This window comes from Streptomyces sp. NPDC085932 (assembly GCF_044540525.1).
GTDB classification, from domain to species: Bacteria; Actinomycetota; Actinomycetes; order Streptomycetales; family Streptomycetaceae; genus Streptomyces; species Streptomyces levis.
The window spans coordinates 350,020-367,472 of the sequence record NZ_JBITSJ010000003.1 but is presented as its reverse complement, the minus strand read 5'-3'; the positions used below and the strand labels follow the sequence as shown (position 1 = coordinate 367,472).

Here is a 17,453-nt window from a genome sequence, read left to right as displayed (position 1 = left end):
CCCGTCGGAAGCCCCGGCTTCCGGCGGGCCGCTCGCGCGTCTACGGGGCCGGGCTCTCGGCGCCCGCCCGGGTCGCGTCCGCACCCCAGCTCGCCAGCAGGCGCAGGGCCTCCGCCGAGGCGCTGCCCGGCTCCGCGTGGTACGTGATCAGGGACTGCTCGGCGTCGTCGACCAGGCGGAACGTCTCGAAGGACAGTGTCAGGTCACCGACCAGGGGATGGCGCATCCGCTTGACGCCGTAGCTCTTCTCCTTGACGTCATGGGCGGCCCACAGGCGGCGGAACTCCTCGCTCTTCACCGACAGCTCTCCCACCAGGGCGGACAGCTGCGGGTCGTCCGGGTGGCAGCCCGCGTCCATGCGCAGGTAGCCGACGATGTCGGCCGCCTTCTGCTCCCACTCGACGAACAGCTCGCGGTACTCGGGCCGCAGGAACACCATCCGCGCCCAGTTCCGCTCCTGGGCCGGCAGCTCCGCCCAGTCGCCGAACAGCGCCGCGGCCATCCGGTTCCAGGCCAGGACGTGCGAGCGGCGTCCGACGACGTACGCCGGGACGCTGTCGATCGAGTCCAGCAGGTGCCGCAGCGCCGGCCGAACCTGCTGGCTGCGCGCCACCGGCTTCTTCTTGTGCTGCTTCGGCTTGGCCAGGTGCGTCAGGTGGGCGTGCTCGGCGTCGCTGAGCCGCAGGGCGCGCGCGATCGCGTCCAGCACCTCCGCCGAGACGTTGTGGCCGTTGCCCTGCTCCAGCCGCGTGTAGTACGCCACGGACACCCCGGCCAGCTGGGCCAGCTCCTCCCGGCGCAGCCCGGGCACCCGCCGCCGCCCGAAGTCGGGCAGCCCGACGTCCTCCGGCTTCAGCCGGGCTCGCCGGGTGCGCAGGAACTCGCTGAGCTCGGCACGCCGGTCCAGGCCGCCTGCGGCCGTCTGTGCGGGTTCGGGCTGTTCGTCCACCATGCTGTCCAGTATCACCGGTCGTACGCACACGAGCCTGACCCCGCCAGTGGTACGCACGCCGTGCGTACGCAAAACCGTGGTCTGGGTGAGGATCCGGGATTCCGGCACGGTGGGGAGCGTGCCCGGCCGGAAGGTCCGGAAGGCAGCCGGGCGCACGACCCCGCTAGGAGATCCCCCGGCATGACCACTGTTGCTGCGTACGCCGCTCCCGCCCCCAAGGCGCCGCTGGAGCGCACCACCATCGAACGCCGCCAGGTCGGCGAGTACGACGTCCTGATCGACATCAAGTTCGCCGGTATCTGCCACTCGGACATCCACCAGGCCCAGGATGGCTGGGGCGAGGCGATCTTCCCGATGGTCCCCGGCCACGAGATCGCCGGTGTCGTCTCCGAGGTCGGTGCGGGCGTGACCAAGTTCGCCGTGGGCGACCGCGTGGGCGTCGGCTGCATGGTCGACTCCTGCCGCGAGTGCGAGAACTGCAAGGCCGGCCGCGAGCAGTACTGCGTCAAGGGCAACATCCCGACGTACAACGGCATCGGCAAGGACGGCGAGCCCACCTACGGCGGCTACTCCGAGAAGGTCGTCGTCGACGAGAACTTCGTCGTCCGCATCCCCGACGGTCTCTCCCTGGACGTCGCCGCGCCGCTGCTGTGCGCCGGCATCACCCTGTACTCGCCGCTCAAGCGGTTCGGCGCCGGCCCCGGCAAGAAGGTCGCGATCGTCGGCCTCGGCGGCCTCGGCCACATGGGCGTGAAGATCGCGCACGCGCTCGGCGCCGAGGTGACCGTGCTCTCGCAGTCCCTGCGCAAGCGCGAGGACGGTCTGAAGCTGGGCGCGGACCACTACTACGCCACCAGCGACCCGAAGACCTTCGAGGAGCTGGCCGGCACCTTCGACCTGATCGTCTCCACGGTCTCGGCCCCGCTGGACTTCGGCGCCTACCTGTCGCTGCTGAAGACCGAGGGCACGCTGGCCAACGTCGGCGCCCCCGAGGAGCCCATCTCCCTGAACCTCTTCTCGGTGATCGGCGGCGGCAAGTCCCTGGCCGGTTCCATGATCGGCGGCATCGCGGAGACCCAGGAGATGCTCGACTTCTGCGCCGAGCACGGCCTGGGCGCCGAGATCGAGCTGATCCGCGCCGACCAGGTCAACGAGGCGTACGAGCGGGTCGTCGCCAGCGACGTGCGGTACCGCTTCGTGATCGACACGGCCACGATCTGAGCCCCCGCGGCTTACCGGCCCGAGGGCCCCGGCGCATCCGTGCCGGGGCCCTCGGCGCGTTCTCGTGATGCGCGGGTCAGCGCACCCGGGGTACAAGGGGGAGTGACCAGAGGGGGATCACCGGTACGTCAGGGGAGGCCCGCCATGACCGTGCAGCTGAACCACACGATCGTCGCCGCGCGCGACAAGCGTGCCTCGGCCCGGTTTCTCGCCGACATCCTGGGGCTGGAGGTGAGCGCGCCCTACGGCCCGTTCCTCCCGGTCGAGATCTCCAACGGTGTCACGCTCGACTACATGGACAGCCCCGGCGCCATCACGCCGCAGCACTACGCCTTCCTGGTCTCGGAGGAGGAGTTCGACGAGATCTTCGCCCGGATCCAGCAGGCCGGCCTGACGTACTGGGCGGACCCGTTCCACAGCCGCCCCGGCGAGATCAACCACAACGACGGCGGCCGCGGGGCGTACTTCGACGACCCCGACGGCCACCGCCTGGAGATCATCACCAGGCCGTACGGCAGCGGCGGCTGAACCACCGGCGGCTCCGACCGGCCCGCCCGGCCGGAACCGGGGGCTAGTCGCCGGAGGCGGCGCCGAAGGTCCACACGGCGCGGGGGCCGGGACCCACGACCAGGTCCGAGTGGCCGAGCCGCTCCACGTGCCGGGTCGCCACCGGCCTGTTCAGCGACATCTCCACCTGCCGCAGACCCACCCGGTCGAGCGGCACGGCGTCGAAGCGGAGGGTGGTGCCGCCGCCCTTCGCGACGACGCCCCCGCCCGGCACGGACCGTACGGCGAACCCGCCGGCCCGCAGCAGCGGCACCGTGTTCGCGAGGTCCCGCGCGGTGACCGCGAGCCGCACGGCGGTCACGTCCCGCATCAGACGGTCCCGGTAGCCGTCGGACAGGTAGCGCTCCCGGCCCACGTCACCGGGGTACGCGGCGGGTTCGGTGTTGCCGCGCGGGTCGGCGAAGTACTCCGGCCGGTACTCCATCCCCCACGCCCCGAAGAGGTCGTACCGGTCGGTGGTGAACACCGCGTCGAACCACGGCACGGGCACGCCGTCGCCGAAGTCACGCGTCTGCAGGAACTCCACCGGTTCGCCGATCCCCTGCTCGCGCAGCCGGGCGGTGACCGTCGCGAGATCGCCCGCGCGCTCCGTCGAGACACCCATGCCGCCGGCGCCGAGGGTGCCGTCCTTGCCGGGCAGGTCGCCGACGCCGAACAGTTCGAGGTAGGTCTCGCGGCCCATGAGGTAGCGGCCGGTCCAGGTCTGTCCGCCGGAGCCGGTGGTGGTGCGGACCTGGAAGTTCGCGAAGTCGCGGAGATACGCCGAGTGCTCGATCGCGTCGGCGGTCTCCCGGTCGAGCACGCCGTAGGCGTGGTTGTAGTACAGCCACGGCCGTCCGCCCCCGCCGCCGTCCTCGGCGTGCGCGGCGCCCTGGACCGCCCCCGCGAGGGCCAGGGTCATGACCATGATCACCTGTAACGCTCGTCTGAGAACCATGCGGGGAGCGTAGGCCGGGAGGAATCGGTTCCGCTGCGGATTACGGCGCCGCTGCGGATCACGGCGCTCAGGCCGCCACCCGGACCGGCCTCCGCAGCAGATACACGGCCGCGGCCGAGACCAGGGCACCCATGCACGCGATGAAGACGAGCCCCGCGCCCTCCAGGCCCAGCGGCCCCGTCAGCAGCCCCACCCCGATCACCGGCACCGAGATCCCCGCGTACGCCACCACGAACAGCGTCGAGATCACCGCCGCGCGCCGGTCCCCGGGCGAGGCCCCGGCCACCGCCGACAGCGCCCCGCGGAACGCCAGCCCCTGCCCGGTCCCGCCGACGAGCGCGCTCAGCACCACCAGGGCGAGCAGGTCCGCGTGCAGGGCGCCCGCCAGCAGCAGCAGCCCGGTGAACAGCCCGGCACAGCCCAGCGGCAGCGACCGCGCCACCCCCACCCGGCCGGCCGCCAGCTGCCCGGCGGTCGAGGAGAAGAAGGCGAGTGCGACGACCAGCCCGCTCACGGCGTGGTCGCGCAGGTCCAGCTCCTCGGCCAGGAACGCCGGGCTGACGGCCGTGAACACCCCGAACAGCGCGAACCCCACGAAGGACGCGGTCGCCGCGGGACCGAACACCGGGCGGACCCGGGCGGGCAGAGCCGGGCGCTGCGGCCGTACCGAGCGCAGCGGCCGCAGCTCCCGCACGGTCTCCGGAAGCCGCAGCAGGGCGAGGGCCGCGGCGGCCACCAGGCCGAGATGGGCGGCGAACGGCAGGTACAGCGGCCAGGGGGCGTACTGCGCGAGCAGCCCGGCGAGCAGCGGACCGCAGCCCAGACCGCCCATGTTGGCGGCCGTCGCCACGAAGGTGGCCCGGGCGTCGCCGCCCTCCGGGGCCAGCTCCATCACGTACGCCGTGGCGGCCCCCGTGAACAGGCCGGCGGACAGGCCCGACAGCAGCCGCCCGGCGAAGAGCCAGCCCAGGCCCGTCGCGCACAGGAAGCAGACGGCGCTCGCCGCCGCGAACCCCAGGCCCCACAGCAGCACCGGCCGGCGGCCCACGGCGTCCGAGGCGTTGCCCGCCAGCAGCAGCACGCCGATGACGGCGAAGGCGTACACGGCGTAGACGACGGTGACGGTCAGCTCGGAGAAGCCGAGCTTCTCCTGGTAGAGGGGGTAGAGCGGGGTGGGCAGCGTGGTGCCTGCCATGGCCACGGCGAACAGCGCGCCGCCCAGCAGGCACCGGTGCCACCCGGGGCGATCACCGGTCATGGAGCCGACCGTAACCCGGGCGACCGCCTCCGCCCGGCGCGGCGTGCCCGACCGTCCGCGCCCGGCTACGCGGGGGCCGGCCCCGCGAGGTCCGGGTCGTCCTCGCCCGGTCCCGGTGACGGGTCGGTGAGCTGCTCGCGGACGTAGTTCCACACCACCGCGATCAGCGCGGCGACGGGCACGGCCAGCAGGCTGCCCACGATGCCGGCGAGGCTGCCGCCCAGCGTCACCGCCAGCAGCACGACCGCCGCGTGCAGACCGAGGCCGCGGCTCTGGATCATGGGCTGGAAGACGTTGCCCTCCAGCTGCTGCACCACGACGATGATGGCCAGCACGATCAGCGCGTCCGTCAGGCCGTTGGAGACCAGCGCGATGAGGACCGCGACGAACCCGGCGAACAGGGCGCCGATGATCGGCACGAACGCGGAGACGAAGGTCAGCACCGCCAGGGGAAGGACCAGCGGCACGTCCAGGATCCACAGGCCCAGGCCGATCAGCACGGCGTCGAGCAGGCCGACGGCCGCCTGGGACCGTACGAACGAGCCCAGCGTGTCCCAGCCGCGCGCGAAGACGACCGGGACATCGGTGGCGAGGCGCCCGGGCAGCTGACGGGCGAGCCAGGGCAGGAACCGCGGGCCGTCCTTGAGGAAGAAGAACATCAGGAACAGCGCGAGCACGGCGGTGACGACACCGTTGACCACGGTGCTCACCCCGGTGACGACGGCGCCGACCATGCTCCCGAGGCCCTCCTGGGCCCGGGCGACCGCGGAGTCGAAGGCCTTGTCGATCTGGGCGTCCCCGATGTTCAGCGGCGGCCCGGCGGCCCACTCGCGCAGCCGCTGGATGCCCTCGACCACGCCGTCGGACAGCTCCCCGGACTGGGAGGCCACCGGCACCGCGATCAGCGCCACCACGCCCGCCGCGACCAGCAGGAACAGTACGGTCACCACCGAGGCGGCGAGCGCGGGCGGCCAGCCGCGCCGCCGCAGGACCCGCACCGCGGGCCAGGTCAGCGTGGTCAGCAGCAGCCCGATCACCAGCGGCCACACCACCGACCACATCCGGCCCAGCAGCCACAGAGCCACGGCCAGCCCGGCCAACACCAGCAGCAACTCACCCGACACCCGCGCGGATATCCGCAGCGCGGCACGGGATCTGGAGGAACTCAGGGGCGCAGTCACGAGGGCACCCTATGGGGTGCGCGCAACCCCTGGGACACACGGTCCGCCGCGTCACACCACCCTGTAGGAGCTGAAGATGTGCAGCACCGTCTCGATCCGCGCCCGCGTGAGGTCGTCCGGGGCCCCGGTGAGGCGGACGAAGACGACGAACGAATCGGGGTCGTCCGCCACGAACAGGGTCAGCGGTACGCGGCCCGCCAGCGGGTAGTCGTACCAGCCGCCGGGCTCCTCCACGTCCGTGCCGGGCAGGGCGTTCCCGACGGCCTGCCAGTCCGCGTCGTCGAAGGCGTAGCCGCAGACCTCCGCGACCGACTCGCAGAACGGCCGCAGGTTCCCCTCGTGGATCCAGCCCCCGCCAAAGCTCTCCACGGCCCCCGCGGGCTCAGCCATCGGCCCGGGCCACGCCGACCGGACAGGACACGCCCGTGCCGCCGATGCCGCAGTATCCGGCCGGGTTCTTGTCGAGGTACTGCTGGTGGTAGGCCTCGGCGGGGTAGAAGGGGCGGCCCTCGGCCGGGACGATCTCCGTGGTGACGGTCCCGTGGCCGGAGGACGTCAGGACCCGCTGGTAGGCGGCGCGGGAGGCCTTGGCGGCGGCCTCCTGCTCGGGGCCGTGCGTGTAGACCGCCGAGCGGTACTGCGTGCCGACGTCGTTGCCCTGGCGGAAGCCCTGCGTGGGGTCGTGGGACTCCCAGAACGTCTTCAGCAGGCGCTCGTACGAGATCACCGCCGGGTCGTACACCACCCGCACGACCTCGGCATGGCCGGTCAGGCCCGAGCAGACCTCCTCGTACGTGGGGTGCTCGGTGTGGCCGCCCTGGTAGCCCACCAGGGTCGTCCGGACACCGGCCGGGAGCCGCCAGAACACGCGCTCGGCGCCCCAGAAGCAGCCCATGCCGAAGTCGGCGGTCTCCAGGCCCTCCGGGTACGGGCCGAGCAGCGGGTTGCCGAGGACGGTGTGGCGGTCGGGGACCGTGAACAGCGGCTCGGGGCGGCCGGTCAGGGCCTGCTCGCGGGTCGGCAGCCGGGGGGTGCGGCTGTACGGGAACATGCGGTCTCCAGCGGTCTCCGGTGGCCCTCCGGCCGTATCCGGCGAGAGGCGCGTCGCCCGCGTGTGGGCGACGTCCCCTGCAACCCGCCCCGATCTCCCGGAATTCCGGGGCGGGCCCCGCCCGAGCGGGACTCGGTGCGGCGGGCTCGGACCCGCCCCGAGCCAGGGTTCGGTACGGAAGGCTCGGACCCGCCCCGAGCCAGGGTTCGGTACGGAAGGCTCGGACCCGCCGGGAGGGGGGCGGTGCGGCAGGCCCGGGGCCGCCCGGGGCTCCGCTCAGTGCGGCAGGTTCGCCGGGCTGCCGCCGTTCGCCTCATAGCCCGCCACGGCCAGCGCCCGGTACACCGCGAACTCCGCGGCCGGGTCGGCGGACAGGGTCCAGGGCAGGGCGCCCACGTGCCCGTCGATGTGGACCAGCTGGCTCATCGCCTCCGACCAGCGCTCGCCGCGGACCAGGAAGAACACCAGCATGTGCCGCACATGCGCGAGCATCGGGTCGTCCGGGCGGGCCGAGTGCACCGCGTGCAGCGCGCCGTGCACCGCCTTCGTGACGACCTCCGTCTGCCAGAAGCCGCTGACCAGCGTCACCTCGGGCAGGTGCTCGAACACCGCGAACAGGGGCATCGCCGCCAGCAGGGAGCCCTGCGGGGCCCGGGCCGCCGCGGCTTCCGCGAACGAGTACGCCAGGTCACGCGAGCCGTGCCACTTCTCGCACCAGTAGTGCAGCGCGGCCAGGTGCGCCCCCATGTGGTTCGGCGCGCGGTCCAGGATCTTCAGCCAGAGCTGCTCGAAGTCCTTCTGGGAGTAGCCGAGACCGCGGGCCACCGACAGCTCCACGATGTACGGGATCGGATCACCCGGGGCCAGCAGCGCCGCGTCGCCGCACGCCGCCTTCGCCTCCTCCATGATGATCCGGAACTCGTCCGTGCCGGGCGACGCCGTCCGCCACGCCTGCTGCACCAGGAACTCGGCGTGCACCGCCGCGCCACCCGCGTCCTTGGGCGCCTCGGCCCGCCACACCCGCAGCCACTGCCCGCCCGGCGACTCGCCCACGCCGCCGGGCCGCTGCGCGAGCTCCAGCGAGGCCGCGCCCGCGAAGGCCTGCACGCGCTGCCAGCGGCGCTCGCCCTCCGTCTCCGTGCCCGCGAGGAGCTGCTGGGCCGCGCGGTAGTCCTGCGTGCGCTGCACCACGTCCAGGACGTCCAGCAGGTCCTGGTCCGGGCCGGGCATGCGGATGTCGAGCTCCTCCTCGCGGACGAAGCCGTAGTTCGCCGGGTCCGCGGCGTCCGGGTGGTCAGGCGAGACCAGCCCGACCGCACCGCGCCCGCGCCGCAGGAAGGGAAGCAGCACGAAGCCCAGCATGACCGCTGCGATCAGGACCCAGAGAATCTCCATGCAACAAGCGAACCAGACCGCGCCGACAATTGGCCAACCTGGTCCGCGAACCTGTGGAAAACCCGGCCCGACGGCCTCCGCCGCCCTGTGGAAAAGCCCGGTCCGCACGCGGCCGGCCGCTTGCTCCGGCACGTCTCGCTCCGGCGCACTACCCTCGGTGCCCATGAGCGACAGGCACATCAGTCAGCACTTCGAGACGCTCGCGATCCACGCGGGCAACACCGCCGACCCCCTGACGGGCGCGGTCGTCCCGCCGATCTATCAGGTGTCCACGTACAAGCAGGACGGTGTCGGCGGCCTGCGCGGCGGCTACGAGTACAGCCGCAGCGCCAATCCGACCAGGACCGCGCTGGAGGAGAACCTCGCCGCCCTGGAGGGCGGCCGCCGCGGTCTCGCGTTCGCGTCGGGGCTGGCGGCCGAGGACTGCCTGCTGCGCACGCTGCTCGCCCCCGGCGACCACGTGGTCATCCCCAACGACGCCTACGGCGGCACGTTCCGCCTGTTCGCCAAGGTCGTCGCCCGCTGGGGCGTGGAGTGGTCCGTGGCCGACACCAGCGACCCGGCCGCCGTGCGCGCCGCCCTCACCCCCAAGACCAAGGTCGTGTGGGTCGAGACCCCCTCCAACCCGCTCCTCGGCATCACCGACATCGCCGCCGTCGCCCAGGTCGCCCGGGACGCGGGCGCGCGCCTCGTCGTCGACAACACCTTCGCCACGCCGTACCTGCAGCAGCCGCTGTCCCTCGGCGCGGACGTCGTGGTGCACTCCCTGACCAAGTACATGGGCGGCCATTCCGACGTCGTCGGCGGCGCGCTGATCACCGCCGACGCCGGGCTCGGCGAGGAGCTGGCCTTCCACCAGAACGCGATGGGCGCCGTCGCCGGCCCCTTCGACTCCTGGCTGGTGCTGCGCGGCACCAAGACCCTCGCGGTACGGATGGACCGGCACAGCGAGAACGCCGCCAAGGTCGCCGACATGCTCACCCGCCACGCGCGCGTGACGAGCGTGCTCTACCCGGGCCTGCCGGAGCATCCCGGCCATGAGGTCGCCGCCAAGCAGATGAAGTCCTTCGGCGGCATGATCTCCTTCCGCGTCGAGGGCGGCGAGCAGGCGGCCGTCGAGGTCTGCAACCGGGCCAAGGTCTTCACGCTGGGCGAGTCCCTGGGCGGCGTCGAGTCGCTGATCGAGCACCCGGGGCGGATGACCCACGCGTCCGTGGCCGGCTCGCTGCTGGAGGTCCCCGGCGACCTGGTGCGGCTGTCCGTCGGCATCGAGAACGCCGACGACCTGCTGGAGGACCTGCAGCAGGCGCTCGGCTAGCCGGACGCCGGCCGGGTCACCAGCCGGTCAGGGGTGGGGTCGTGTGCGACGGCGGCTCCACCCACGGCCGGGCGGTCAGCGCCCACACCGCGAAGGCCACGGCCGCCGCGCACAGCAGCAGCCACAGCGCCCGGCGGGCGAGCGCCCGGCGCCGCAGCATGCGGGTGCCCCGCCGCACCGCCTCCGGGTGGATCTCGGGCGGCACGGGCCGCTGCGCCTGCTCCAGCAACCGCCGCACGGTCGCCTCGCGGTCGTTCCCCCTCATGGCAGCCTCCGCTCACCGGCACGGCCGCCGCCCCGGGCAGGTCGTCCGGACGATCCTCCGGCCGGCCGTCCGGCGGAGCGCCTCATGACGGCACCGCCTTCGCGGCCCGTACGGCCGGGGCCGGGCCCCGCGGGCGGCGCAGCAGCGTGGTCGTCGCCCGGTGGCAGATGGCCCGTACCCGTTCGGGGGACAGGCCCAGCAGCGCCGCCGCCTGCTCCTCGGCGACCCCCTCGTACAGCCTGAGGACGACGATCAGTCGTTCCTGCGGGGTCAGCGCGGCCAGAGGGCTCGCCGGGTGCGGGCGGGAGCGGGCCAGCCCGCCGTGCCGGTGCCAGGCGCCGCGCGCGAAGCGGGTGGCGAGTTCCTGGCGGGTGCGGTCGTAGGGGTCCTCGCCGCGCAGCCCGTCCCAGCGGGCGTACGTGTGGGCCAGCGACCGCGTCAGCAGGCGCCGCGCCCGCGGGTTGTCGTCCGGGGCCTCGGCGGTGAGCAGCGTGGCGGCGTGCAGCAGCCGCCCGGCCGCGCCCGCGACGAACGCCTCGAACTCCCGGGCGCGACGGGCTGCCCGGTACGCGTGCCGCTCCCGCACCTCGCCTCCCGCCCCACGGCGACCCTGAGGATGCGGCCCCGGCCGCGCGCGGCGGGGCCCGGTCTCATATCAGGCCAGAGGCGCCCCCGCGGTCAAGAGCCGCGCATGGTCCGGCACGCGCGCGTGCCCGGCGGGACAGTGAGGCGCGGCGGCACACGCGCGTGCCCCACCGGACGGTGAGCGGCGCGGCGCGGCGCGGGGCCGGGCGAGGGTGAGGTGCTGCCGGGTGGCGGTGTCGGCGTCCGCCCCCGTGCGGCGTGTACGGGTGTGCCCACCCCCGCGTGACCACGCGGGATCTCTCGGCCGGGCGAGCGGGGTGATCAGGAGTCGGACTGCGCCTCGGGCCCGGGCACCCCCTGCGCCGACATCCGCGACGACAGCGCGGTGTTGAAGCGCGTCAGGAGGGAGCAGAACGCCTCGCGCTCCTCCGGCTTCCAGTCCTGGGTGAGCTCGGCCATCAACTGCCGCCGGGAGGAGCGCACTTCCTCCAGCCGGGACTGCCCGCGGGGGGACAGCTGAAGGACCACCGCCCGTCCGTCCTCGGGGTGGGAGGTCCGCTTGACGAGGCCGGTGTCGACGAGCGGCGCCACCTGCCGGGTGACGGTCGACGAGTCGATCCCCATGCTCGCCGCGAGCGCCTTGACGCCCATCGGCCCTTCCTTGTCGAGCCGGTTGAGCAGCAGGTACGCGGCGCGGTCCATCGAGTTGCGCACCTGCCCCACTCCGCCGAGCCGGGTCTGTTCCGCACGACGGGCGAACAACGCCACCTCGTGCTGCAGCGTGTCGAGGAGACCGGTGTCACCGACGGTCGTCATGTCCATCGACATTTCAGGTGTTGTGGGCATGGCCGGGGGCTCACTTCGTGGAGGGCTGGCAGATTGGGGGACAGGGTACGCGGCCGGACGGCGGGTCGTACCGGCGCTGCGCAAAGCGGGTCTCGGAGGTTGGTCACAACGGCCGTTCCCGCCCGTGAACTGCGATGCTGGAGTCATGAGCTACAGCACGGCTGACTCCTTTCGGACCGTCACCCTCGACGACGTGCGCGGCGCCCAGAAGATGCTCTCGGGTGTGGCGCGGGTGACCGCGATGGAGACCAGCAGGCACCTGTCCCGCGCGGTGGGCTCGCCCGTCCACCTCAAGTGCGAGAACCTCCAGCGGACGGGCTCGTTCAAGCTGCGCGGCGCGTACGTGCGGATCGCCGGTCTGCTGCCCGAGGAGCGCGCCGCCGGTGTCGTCGCCGCGAGCGCCGGCAACCACGCGCAGGGCGTCGCCCTCGCCTCCTCCCTGCTCGGTGTGCGCTCCACGGTGTTCATGCCGAAGGGCGCCCCGCTGCCCAAGGTCAGCGCCACCCGCGAGTACGGGGCCGAGGTGCGGCTGCACGGCCAGGTGGTCGACGAGACGCTGGCCGCGGCGCAGGAGTACGCGGCCGAGACGGGCGCGGTGTTCATCCACCCCTTCGACCACCCCGACATCATCGCGGGCCAGGGCACGGTGGGTCTTGAGATCCTGGAGCAGTGCCCCGAGGCGAGCACGATCGTGGTCGGCATCGGCGGCGGCGGTCTCGCCGCCGGGATCGCGGTGGCGGTGAAGGCCCTGCGGCCGGACGTGCGGATCGTCGGCGTCCAGGCGGCGGGCGCCGCCGCCTATCCGCCCTCGCTCGCGGCGGGGCGGCCGGTCACGGTCGACAACCCCACGACGATGGCCGACGGCATCAAGGTCGGCCGCCCGGGCGACGTGCCGTTCGACCTCATCGGCAAGCTGGTCGACGAGGTGCGCACGGTCAGCGAGGACGAGCTGTCCGCCGCGCTGCTGCTGTGCCTGGAGCGGGCCAAGCTGGTCGTGGAGCCGGCCGGGGCGAGCCCCGTCGCCGCGCTGCTGAGCGAGCCCGGCGCCTTCGAGGGCCCGGTCGTCGCGGTGCTGTCCGGCGGCAACGTCGACCCGGTGCTGATGGAGCGCGTGCTGCGGCACGGCATGGCCGCGCAGGGCCGCTACCTGGCCGTCCGGCTGCGGCTGACGGACCGGCCCGGTGCTCTCGCCACACTTCTGAGCGTGTTGTCGGTGGTCGACGCTAACGTCCTCGACGTGAGCCATGTGCGAACCGACCCGCGGCTCGGGCTCACGGAGGCGGAGGTCGAGCTCCACCTGGAGACGAAGGGCCCGGCGCACTGCGCCGAGCTGGGCCAGGCGCTGCGCGAGGCGGGCTACACGGTCATCGACTGACCGCGCGTCCCGGCTCCCCGGAGACCCGGTCAAGATCACCTCCGTTTCCCGTACCGCACGCGGGAAAACTCGTTGAGAGACGCGATACATCGCGTTATGGTGTGTCCGTGAGAAGTCTCACCGGGCATCTGTCCGGCCATCCCCGAAGACGTGGAGATTTGTATGCCAGGCGCCATTTACGCCGAGGGTCTGGTCAAGACCTTCGGTGACGTCAGGGCCTTGGACGGCGTCGACCTCGACGTGCCCGAGGGCACCGTCCTCGGCCTGCTCGGGCCGAACGGCGCGGGCAAGACGACCACCGTCCGCTGCCTGACCACCCTGCTGCGGCCCGACAGCGGACGGGCCGTCGTCGCGGGCATCGACGTGCTGAAGCAGCCCGACGCGGTCCGCCGCTCCATCGGCCTGTCCGGCCAGTTCGCGGCGGTCGACGAATACCTGACCGGCCGGGAGAACCTGCAGATGGTCGGCCAGCTCTACCAGATGAAGTCCAAGGCGGCCAAGGAGCGCGCGGCCGAGCTGCTGGAGCAGTTCCACCTCACGGATGCCGCCGACCGCCCCACCAAGACCTACTCGGGCGGCATGCGCCGCCGCCTCGACCTCGCCGCGGCCCTCGTCGTCTCGCCGCCCGTGATGTTCATGGACGAGCCGACCACCGGCCTCGACCCGCGCAACCGCCAGCAGCTGTGGGAGGTCATCAAGCAGCTCGTCTCCGGCGGCACGACACTGCTGCTGACCACGCAGTACCTGGAGGAGGCCGACCACCTGGCGCACGACATCGCGGTGGTCGACCAGGGCAGGGTCATCGCCCAGGGCACCTCCGACCAGCTCAAGGCCCGCACCGGCGGCGAGCGCGTCGAGGTCGTCGTCCACGAGCGCGAGCACATCCCGACCGCCGCCGAGGTCCTCGCCGGCTTCAGCAAGGGCGAGGTCGCGGTCGAGGACCACATGCGCAAGCTCACCGCGCCGGTGACCGGCGGCGCCAAGCTCCTGGCCGAGGTCATCCGCGAGCTGGACACCCGCGGCATCGAGATCGACGACATCGGCCTGCGCCGGCCGACCCTCGACGACGTCTTCCTCTCCCTGACGGGACACGTCGCCGAGGCCAAGGACGACGAGAACGACAAGGAGGCCGGCCAGTGAGCGCCCTCAGCGATTCCGCGGTCATCGCCCGCAGAAACCTCATCCGCATGGGCCGGATCCCCGAGATGATCATCTTCGGGCTGTTCCAGCCCATCATGTTCGTGGTGCTGTTCACCTACGTGTTCGGCGGCTCGATCCAGGTCGGCTCGTCCAACTCGACGCAGGCCTATCGCGAGTTCCTGATGGCCGGCATCTTCGCCCAGACCGTCACGTTCGCCACCGCGGGCGCGGGTGCGGGCATCGCCGACGACATGCACAAGGGCCTCATCGACCGGTTCCGCTCGCTGCCGATGGCGCGTGGCGCGGTGCTGACCGGCCGCACCATCGCCGACCTGGTGCAGACGGCGCTCACCCTCGTGGTCCTGGCCGTCGTCGCGGTGATCGTCGGCTGGCGCACGCACGAGAACTTCGGCAAGGTGCTCGCCGGCTTCGGCCTGCTGCTGCTCTTCGGCTACGCGTTCTCGTGGATCGGCGCGCTCATCGGCCTGTCCGTGCGCACCCCCGAAGCGGCGACCTCGGGCGGTCTGATCTGGCTCTTCCCGCTGACCTTCATCTCGAACGCGTTCGTGGACGCGAACCTGATGCCCTCGTTCCTGCGGCACATCGCCGAGTGGAACCCCTTCAGCGCGGTGGTGCAGGCGTGCCGTGAGCTGTTCGGCAACCTCCCGCCGGGCTTCAAGACCCCCGACGCCTGGCCCATGCAGCACCCCGTGTGGGCCTCGCTGATCTGGTCGGTCGTGATCATCGCGGTCTTCCGGACGCTCGCGGTCCGCAAGTACCGCCGGGCCACCGGCTGACGGCCCCGCCGGCCCTCCGAGCGGGCGGGTGCCGCCCGGCATGACGAAGCCCCCGGCGCCGCAGCGGTGCCGGGGGCACGTCCAGGTCCGGATGGGGGCGGCTCAGCCCTCGTACGGCTCGGCCTTGAGGATCTTCACCGAGGCCTTCTTGCCGTTCGGCAGCTCGTACTGCGCGTCCTCGCCGACCTTGTGGCCGATCACGCCGGTGCCGAGCGGGGACTGCGGCGAGTACGTCTCGATGTCGGAGCTCGCGTACTCGCGCGAGGCGAGCAGGAACGTCAGCGTGTCGTCCTCGTCGCCGTCGAACGCGATCGTGACGACCATGCCGGGCGCCACGGCACCGTCCGCCGCGGGCGCCTCTCCGACCTTGGCGCTTTCGAGGAGCTGGGTGAGCTGGCGCACGCGCAGTTCCTGCTTGCCCTGCTCCTCCTTGGCCGCGTGGTACCCGCCGTTCTCCCGCAGGTCGCCCTCCTCGCGCGCGGCGGCGATCTTCGCGGAGATCTCCGCCCGCGCGGGACCAGTAAGGTACTCAAGCTCAGCCTTGAGCTTGTTGTACGCCTCCTGGGTCAGCCAGGTGACGTTCTCGCTGGTCTGGGTCACAGGTGCTCCTCGTAGGTACTGGGAATACAAAGCATCGCCCTACCCAGAAGAATGTTCCTTCACGGATGGGCGAAACCACGAGCCTAACAATTCAGGGGCCGCAGGGGGAGGACATAAGCCGCCAGAATCACGTCAACGCAGCTCAGGGGCTACGTATTGCGGGTGACGCGCGGCCGTCTCAGCCGGCGTGGCAGCCCAGCAGCTCGGCGGTCGTCCCCGGGGCGGTCGTACGGAGCGTGACGACCTGGTCGATGCGCGTGTCGTCCCCGTCGAAGCGGAAGTCGGCCCGGCCCACCTCGGCGCCGTCCTCGGCCTGTGAGCGCACGGTGCAGTAGCCCTCGGTGCCGGCGTCCTTGCGGACCTCCAGATGCACCCGCACGGACTCCTTGCCCGGCTCGAAGCTGATCACCTCGGCACTGATCTTGCTCTGCGCCACGTAGTGGTAGCCGAACCAGCCGACGAGCCCCAGCAGCGCCACGGCGAGGACGGCACCGACGACCTTGAGCTTGCGGTCGGCGCGCTCGTCCGAGGAGCGGCCGTAGCGGCCCTCGGGCGGTCGCGTGCTCGCCGTGGTCATGATCGTCCTCCAGACAGGGCCGGGACGAACGTCCCGAAAGGGGCCCGGGACCCGGTCCCGGAATTATTCGCCCCCCGATTCGGTCACTATAGAAGCCGCTGATTGCGCCGACGCACACAGGGCGCCGACTTACTGAGGATTGAGTCTTGACTGACCAGTTGCGACTGATGGCCGTTCACGCACACCCCGACGACGAGTCGAGCAAGGGCGCGGCGACCATGGCGAAGTACGTGTCCGAGGGGGTGGACGTGCTGGTCGTGACCTGCACGGGCGGGGAGCGCGGCTCCATCCTCAACCCCAAGCTGCAGGGCGACACGTACATCGAGGAGCACATCCACGAGGTGCGCAAGAAGGAGATGGACGAGGCCCGGGAGATCCTCGGCGTCAAGCAGGAGTGGCTCGGCTTCGTCGACTCGGGCCTGCCCGAGGGCGACCCGCTGCCGCCGCTGCCGGAGGGCTGTTTCGCCCTGGAGGACGTGGACCACGCGGCCGGTGAGCTGGTGCGCAAGATCCGCTCCTTCCGCCCGCAGGTGATCACCACCTATGACGAGAACGGCGGCTATCCGCACCCCGACCACATCATGACCCACAAGATCACGATGGTGGCGTTCGAGGGGGCGGCGGACACCGAGAAGTACCCGGAGGCCGAGTACGGCCCCGCCTACCAGCCGCAGAAGCTCTACTACAACCAGGGCTTCAACCGCCCGCGCACCGAGGCCCTGCACCAGGCGATGCTCGACCGCGGCCTGGAGTCCCCCTACGGGGACTGGCTCAAGCGCTGGGAGGAGTTCGGCATGAAGCAGCGCACGCTGACCACGCACATCCCGTGCGCCGAGTTCTTCGAGATCCGCGACAAGGCCCTCATCGCGCACGCCACCCAGATCGACCCCGACGGCGGCTGGTTCAAGGTCCCGATGGAGATCCAGAAGGAGGTCTGGCCGACGGAGGAGTACGAGCTGGCGAAGTCCCTCGTCGATACCTCCCTCCCCGAGGACGACCTCTTTGCGGGCATCCGCGACAATGCCTGACATGAGCGCAAGCGCAAGCCTGGCAATGACGCACCTCGTCTCCTTCGCCAAGGAGGTCGACGAGGACAAGGTCACCCCCGGCGTCCTCGGCTTCATCGTCTTCGCGGTGATGGCGGCGGCGGTGTGGGCCCTGATGAAGTCGATGAACAAGCACATGAGCAGGGTCGACTTCACGCAGGTCCCGGACCCGCGGGCCGAGGACGGCGAACAGGCCGGGACGGACGCGGCCCCCGCGGACACCGAGGCCTCCGCCCCGTCCGGCCGGGCGGCCTCCGCCCCCTCCGGCCAGGCGAAGAAGCAGGACTGACCTCCCGCCCCGAGGGGGGCGGCACGAACCCGTCGGCGAAGGACACACCGCCG

At 72.2% G+C, this 17,453-nt stretch carries 20 protein-coding genes; 8 read left to right on the top strand and 12 right to left on the bottom strand.

Annotated features, from left to right (window positions below; all coding sequences use genetic code 11):
• Nucleotides 1–40 precede the first annotated feature (40 nt).
• Nucleotides 41–949 carry a helix-turn-helix transcriptional regulator gene (locus tag ACIGAQ_RS17700; RefSeq protein ID WP_399784612.1) on the bottom strand — a complete coding sequence of 303 codons (909 nt, stop codon included), beginning with the start codon at nucleotides 947–949 and terminating at the stop codon, nucleotides 41–43.
• A gap of 183 nt (nucleotides 950–1,132) precedes the next feature.
• Here ACIGAQ_RS17700 and ACIGAQ_RS17695 point away from each other — a divergent pair, with 183 nt between their 5' ends.
• Both ACIGAQ_RS17695 and ACIGAQ_RS17690 read left to right on the top strand, forming a co-directional pair.
• The gene (locus ACIGAQ_RS17695) at nucleotides 1,133–2,173 is read left to right on the top strand and encodes an NAD(P)-dependent alcohol dehydrogenase (protein WP_399783743.1); all 1,041 of its coding nucleotides are present in this window, start codon (nucleotides 1,133–1,135) and stop codon (nucleotides 2,171–2,173) included.
• A gap of 144 nt (nucleotides 2,174–2,317) precedes the next feature.
• A complete protein-coding gene (locus tag ACIGAQ_RS17690; protein WP_311679942.1) occupies nucleotides 2,318–2,701 on the top strand; it encodes a VOC family protein in 384 nt (127 codons plus the stop codon).
• Between the two features lie 43 nt (nucleotides 2,702–2,744).
• Here the strand turns inward: ACIGAQ_RS17690 and ACIGAQ_RS17685 are convergent, their stop codons facing one another.
• From ACIGAQ_RS17685 to ACIGAQ_RS17660, 6 genes are all read right to left on the bottom strand, one after another.
• Entirely contained in the window at nucleotides 2,745–3,653 is a 909-nt protein-coding gene (locus ACIGAQ_RS17685; protein ID WP_399784609.1) for a DUF5829 family protein, read from the bottom strand.
• A 91-nt stretch (nucleotides 3,654–3,744) separates the two neighbouring features.
• On the bottom strand, nucleotides 3,745–4,935 hold the full coding sequence (locus ACIGAQ_RS17680) for an MFS transporter (RefSeq protein ID WP_399783739.1): 1,191 nt from the start codon (nucleotides 4,933–4,935) through the stop codon (nucleotides 3,745–3,747).
• Nucleotides 4,936–5,000: 65 nt separating this feature from the next.
• Nucleotides 5,001–6,116, bottom strand: coding sequence for an AI-2E family transporter (locus tag ACIGAQ_RS17675; protein ID WP_311679938.1), 1,116 nt, complete (start codon nucleotides 6,114–6,116; stop codon nucleotides 5,001–5,003).
• A 51-nt stretch (nucleotides 6,117–6,167) separates the two neighbouring features.
• Entirely contained in the window at nucleotides 6,168–6,506 is a 339-nt protein-coding gene (locus ACIGAQ_RS17670) for a hypothetical protein (RefSeq protein ID WP_399783735.1), read from the bottom strand.
• Nucleotides 6,499–7,167: a peptide-methionine (S)-S-oxide reductase MsrA gene (msrA, locus tag ACIGAQ_RS17665; protein WP_399783732.1), complete on the bottom strand. Its 669-nt coding sequence runs from the start codon at nucleotides 7,165–7,167 to the stop codon at nucleotides 6,499–6,501. Before msrA ends, ACIGAQ_RS17670 begins: the two co-directional genes overlap by 8 nt.
• A 276-nt stretch (nucleotides 7,168–7,443) precedes the next feature.
• Nucleotides 7,444–8,562, bottom strand: coding sequence for a hypothetical protein (locus ACIGAQ_RS17660; protein WP_311679932.1), 1,119 nt, complete (start codon nucleotides 8,560–8,562; stop codon nucleotides 7,444–7,446).
• 163 nt (nucleotides 8,563–8,725) lie between these two features.
• Here ACIGAQ_RS17660 and ACIGAQ_RS17655 point away from each other — a divergent pair, with 163 nt between their 5' ends.
• Complete coding sequence (locus ACIGAQ_RS17655) at nucleotides 8,726–9,880, top strand: cystathionine gamma-synthase (RefSeq protein WP_399783729.1); 1,155 nt, start codon at nucleotides 8,726–8,728, stop codon at nucleotides 9,878–9,880.
• A 16-nt stretch (nucleotides 9,881–9,896) separates the two neighbouring features.
• Here ACIGAQ_RS17655 and ACIGAQ_RS17650 read toward each other — a convergent pair whose 3' ends face one another.
• The 3 genes from ACIGAQ_RS17650 to ACIGAQ_RS17640 all read right to left on the bottom strand — a co-directional run bounded on the left by ACIGAQ_RS17650 (nucleotide 9,897) and on the right by ACIGAQ_RS17640 (nucleotide 11,558).
• Nucleotides 9,897–10,145: a hypothetical protein gene (locus ACIGAQ_RS17650; protein WP_311679928.1), complete on the bottom strand. Its 249-nt coding sequence runs from the start codon at nucleotides 10,143–10,145 to the stop codon at nucleotides 9,897–9,899.
• Nucleotides 10,146–10,227: 82 nt separating this feature from the next.
• Entirely contained in the window at nucleotides 10,228–10,731 is a 504-nt protein-coding gene (locus ACIGAQ_RS17645) for a sigma factor-like helix-turn-helix DNA-binding protein (RefSeq protein WP_362277435.1), read from the bottom strand.
• Nucleotides 10,732–11,051: 320 nt separating this feature from the next.
• Nucleotides 11,052–11,558 carry a MarR family transcriptional regulator gene (locus ACIGAQ_RS17640; protein WP_311679924.1) on the bottom strand — a complete coding sequence of 169 codons (507 nt, stop codon included), beginning with the start codon at nucleotides 11,556–11,558 and terminating at the stop codon, nucleotides 11,052–11,054.
• Between the two features lie 163 nt (nucleotides 11,559–11,721).
• Between ACIGAQ_RS17640 and ilvA the strand changes: the two genes are divergently transcribed.
• The 3 genes from ilvA to ACIGAQ_RS17625 all read left to right on the top strand — a co-directional run bounded on the left by ilvA (nucleotide 11,722) and on the right by ACIGAQ_RS17625 (nucleotide 14,888).
• A complete protein-coding gene (gene ilvA, locus ACIGAQ_RS17635) occupies nucleotides 11,722–12,951 on the top strand; it encodes a threonine ammonia-lyase (RefSeq protein WP_362277438.1) in 1,230 nt (409 codons plus the stop codon).
• 162 nt (nucleotides 12,952–13,113) lie between these two features.
• Nucleotides 13,114–14,091, top strand: a complete 978-nt coding sequence (locus ACIGAQ_RS17630; RefSeq protein ID WP_399783724.1) for an ATP-binding cassette domain-containing protein — start codon at nucleotides 13,114–13,116, stop codon at nucleotides 14,089–14,091.
• On the top strand, nucleotides 14,088–14,888 hold the full coding sequence (locus ACIGAQ_RS17625) for an ABC transporter permease (protein WP_399783721.1): 801 nt from the start codon (nucleotides 14,088–14,090) through the stop codon (nucleotides 14,886–14,888). Before ACIGAQ_RS17630 ends, ACIGAQ_RS17625 begins: the two co-directional genes overlap by 4 nt.
• Nucleotides 14,889–14,990: 102 nt before the next feature.
• Here ACIGAQ_RS17625 and greA read toward each other — a convergent pair whose 3' ends face one another.
• Nucleotides 14,991–15,488 carry a transcription elongation factor GreA gene (greA, locus tag ACIGAQ_RS17620; RefSeq protein ID WP_311679916.1) on the bottom strand — a complete coding sequence of 166 codons (498 nt, stop codon included), beginning with the start codon at nucleotides 15,486–15,488 and terminating at the stop codon, nucleotides 14,991–14,993.
• 178 nt (nucleotides 15,489–15,666) lie between these two features.
• Entirely contained in the window at nucleotides 15,667–16,065 is a 399-nt protein-coding gene (locus ACIGAQ_RS17615; protein ID WP_311679913.1) for a DUF4307 domain-containing protein, read from the bottom strand.
• A 146-nt stretch (nucleotides 16,066–16,211) separates the two neighbouring features.
• On the opposite strand from ACIGAQ_RS17615, the gene mca reads away from it, so the two are divergent.
• Both mca and ACIGAQ_RS17605 read left to right on the top strand, forming a co-directional pair.
• Entirely contained in the window at nucleotides 16,212–17,093 is an 882-nt protein-coding gene (gene mca / locus ACIGAQ_RS17610) for a mycothiol conjugate amidase Mca (protein ID WP_311679911.1), read from the top strand.
• A complete protein-coding gene (locus tag ACIGAQ_RS17605) occupies nucleotides 17,086–17,400 on the top strand; it encodes a hypothetical protein (RefSeq protein WP_362277448.1) in 315 nt (104 codons plus the stop codon). The genes mca and ACIGAQ_RS17605 overlap by 8 nt, the downstream gene beginning before the upstream one ends.
• The last annotated feature ends 53 nt before the right edge of the window (nucleotides 17,401–17,453 follow it).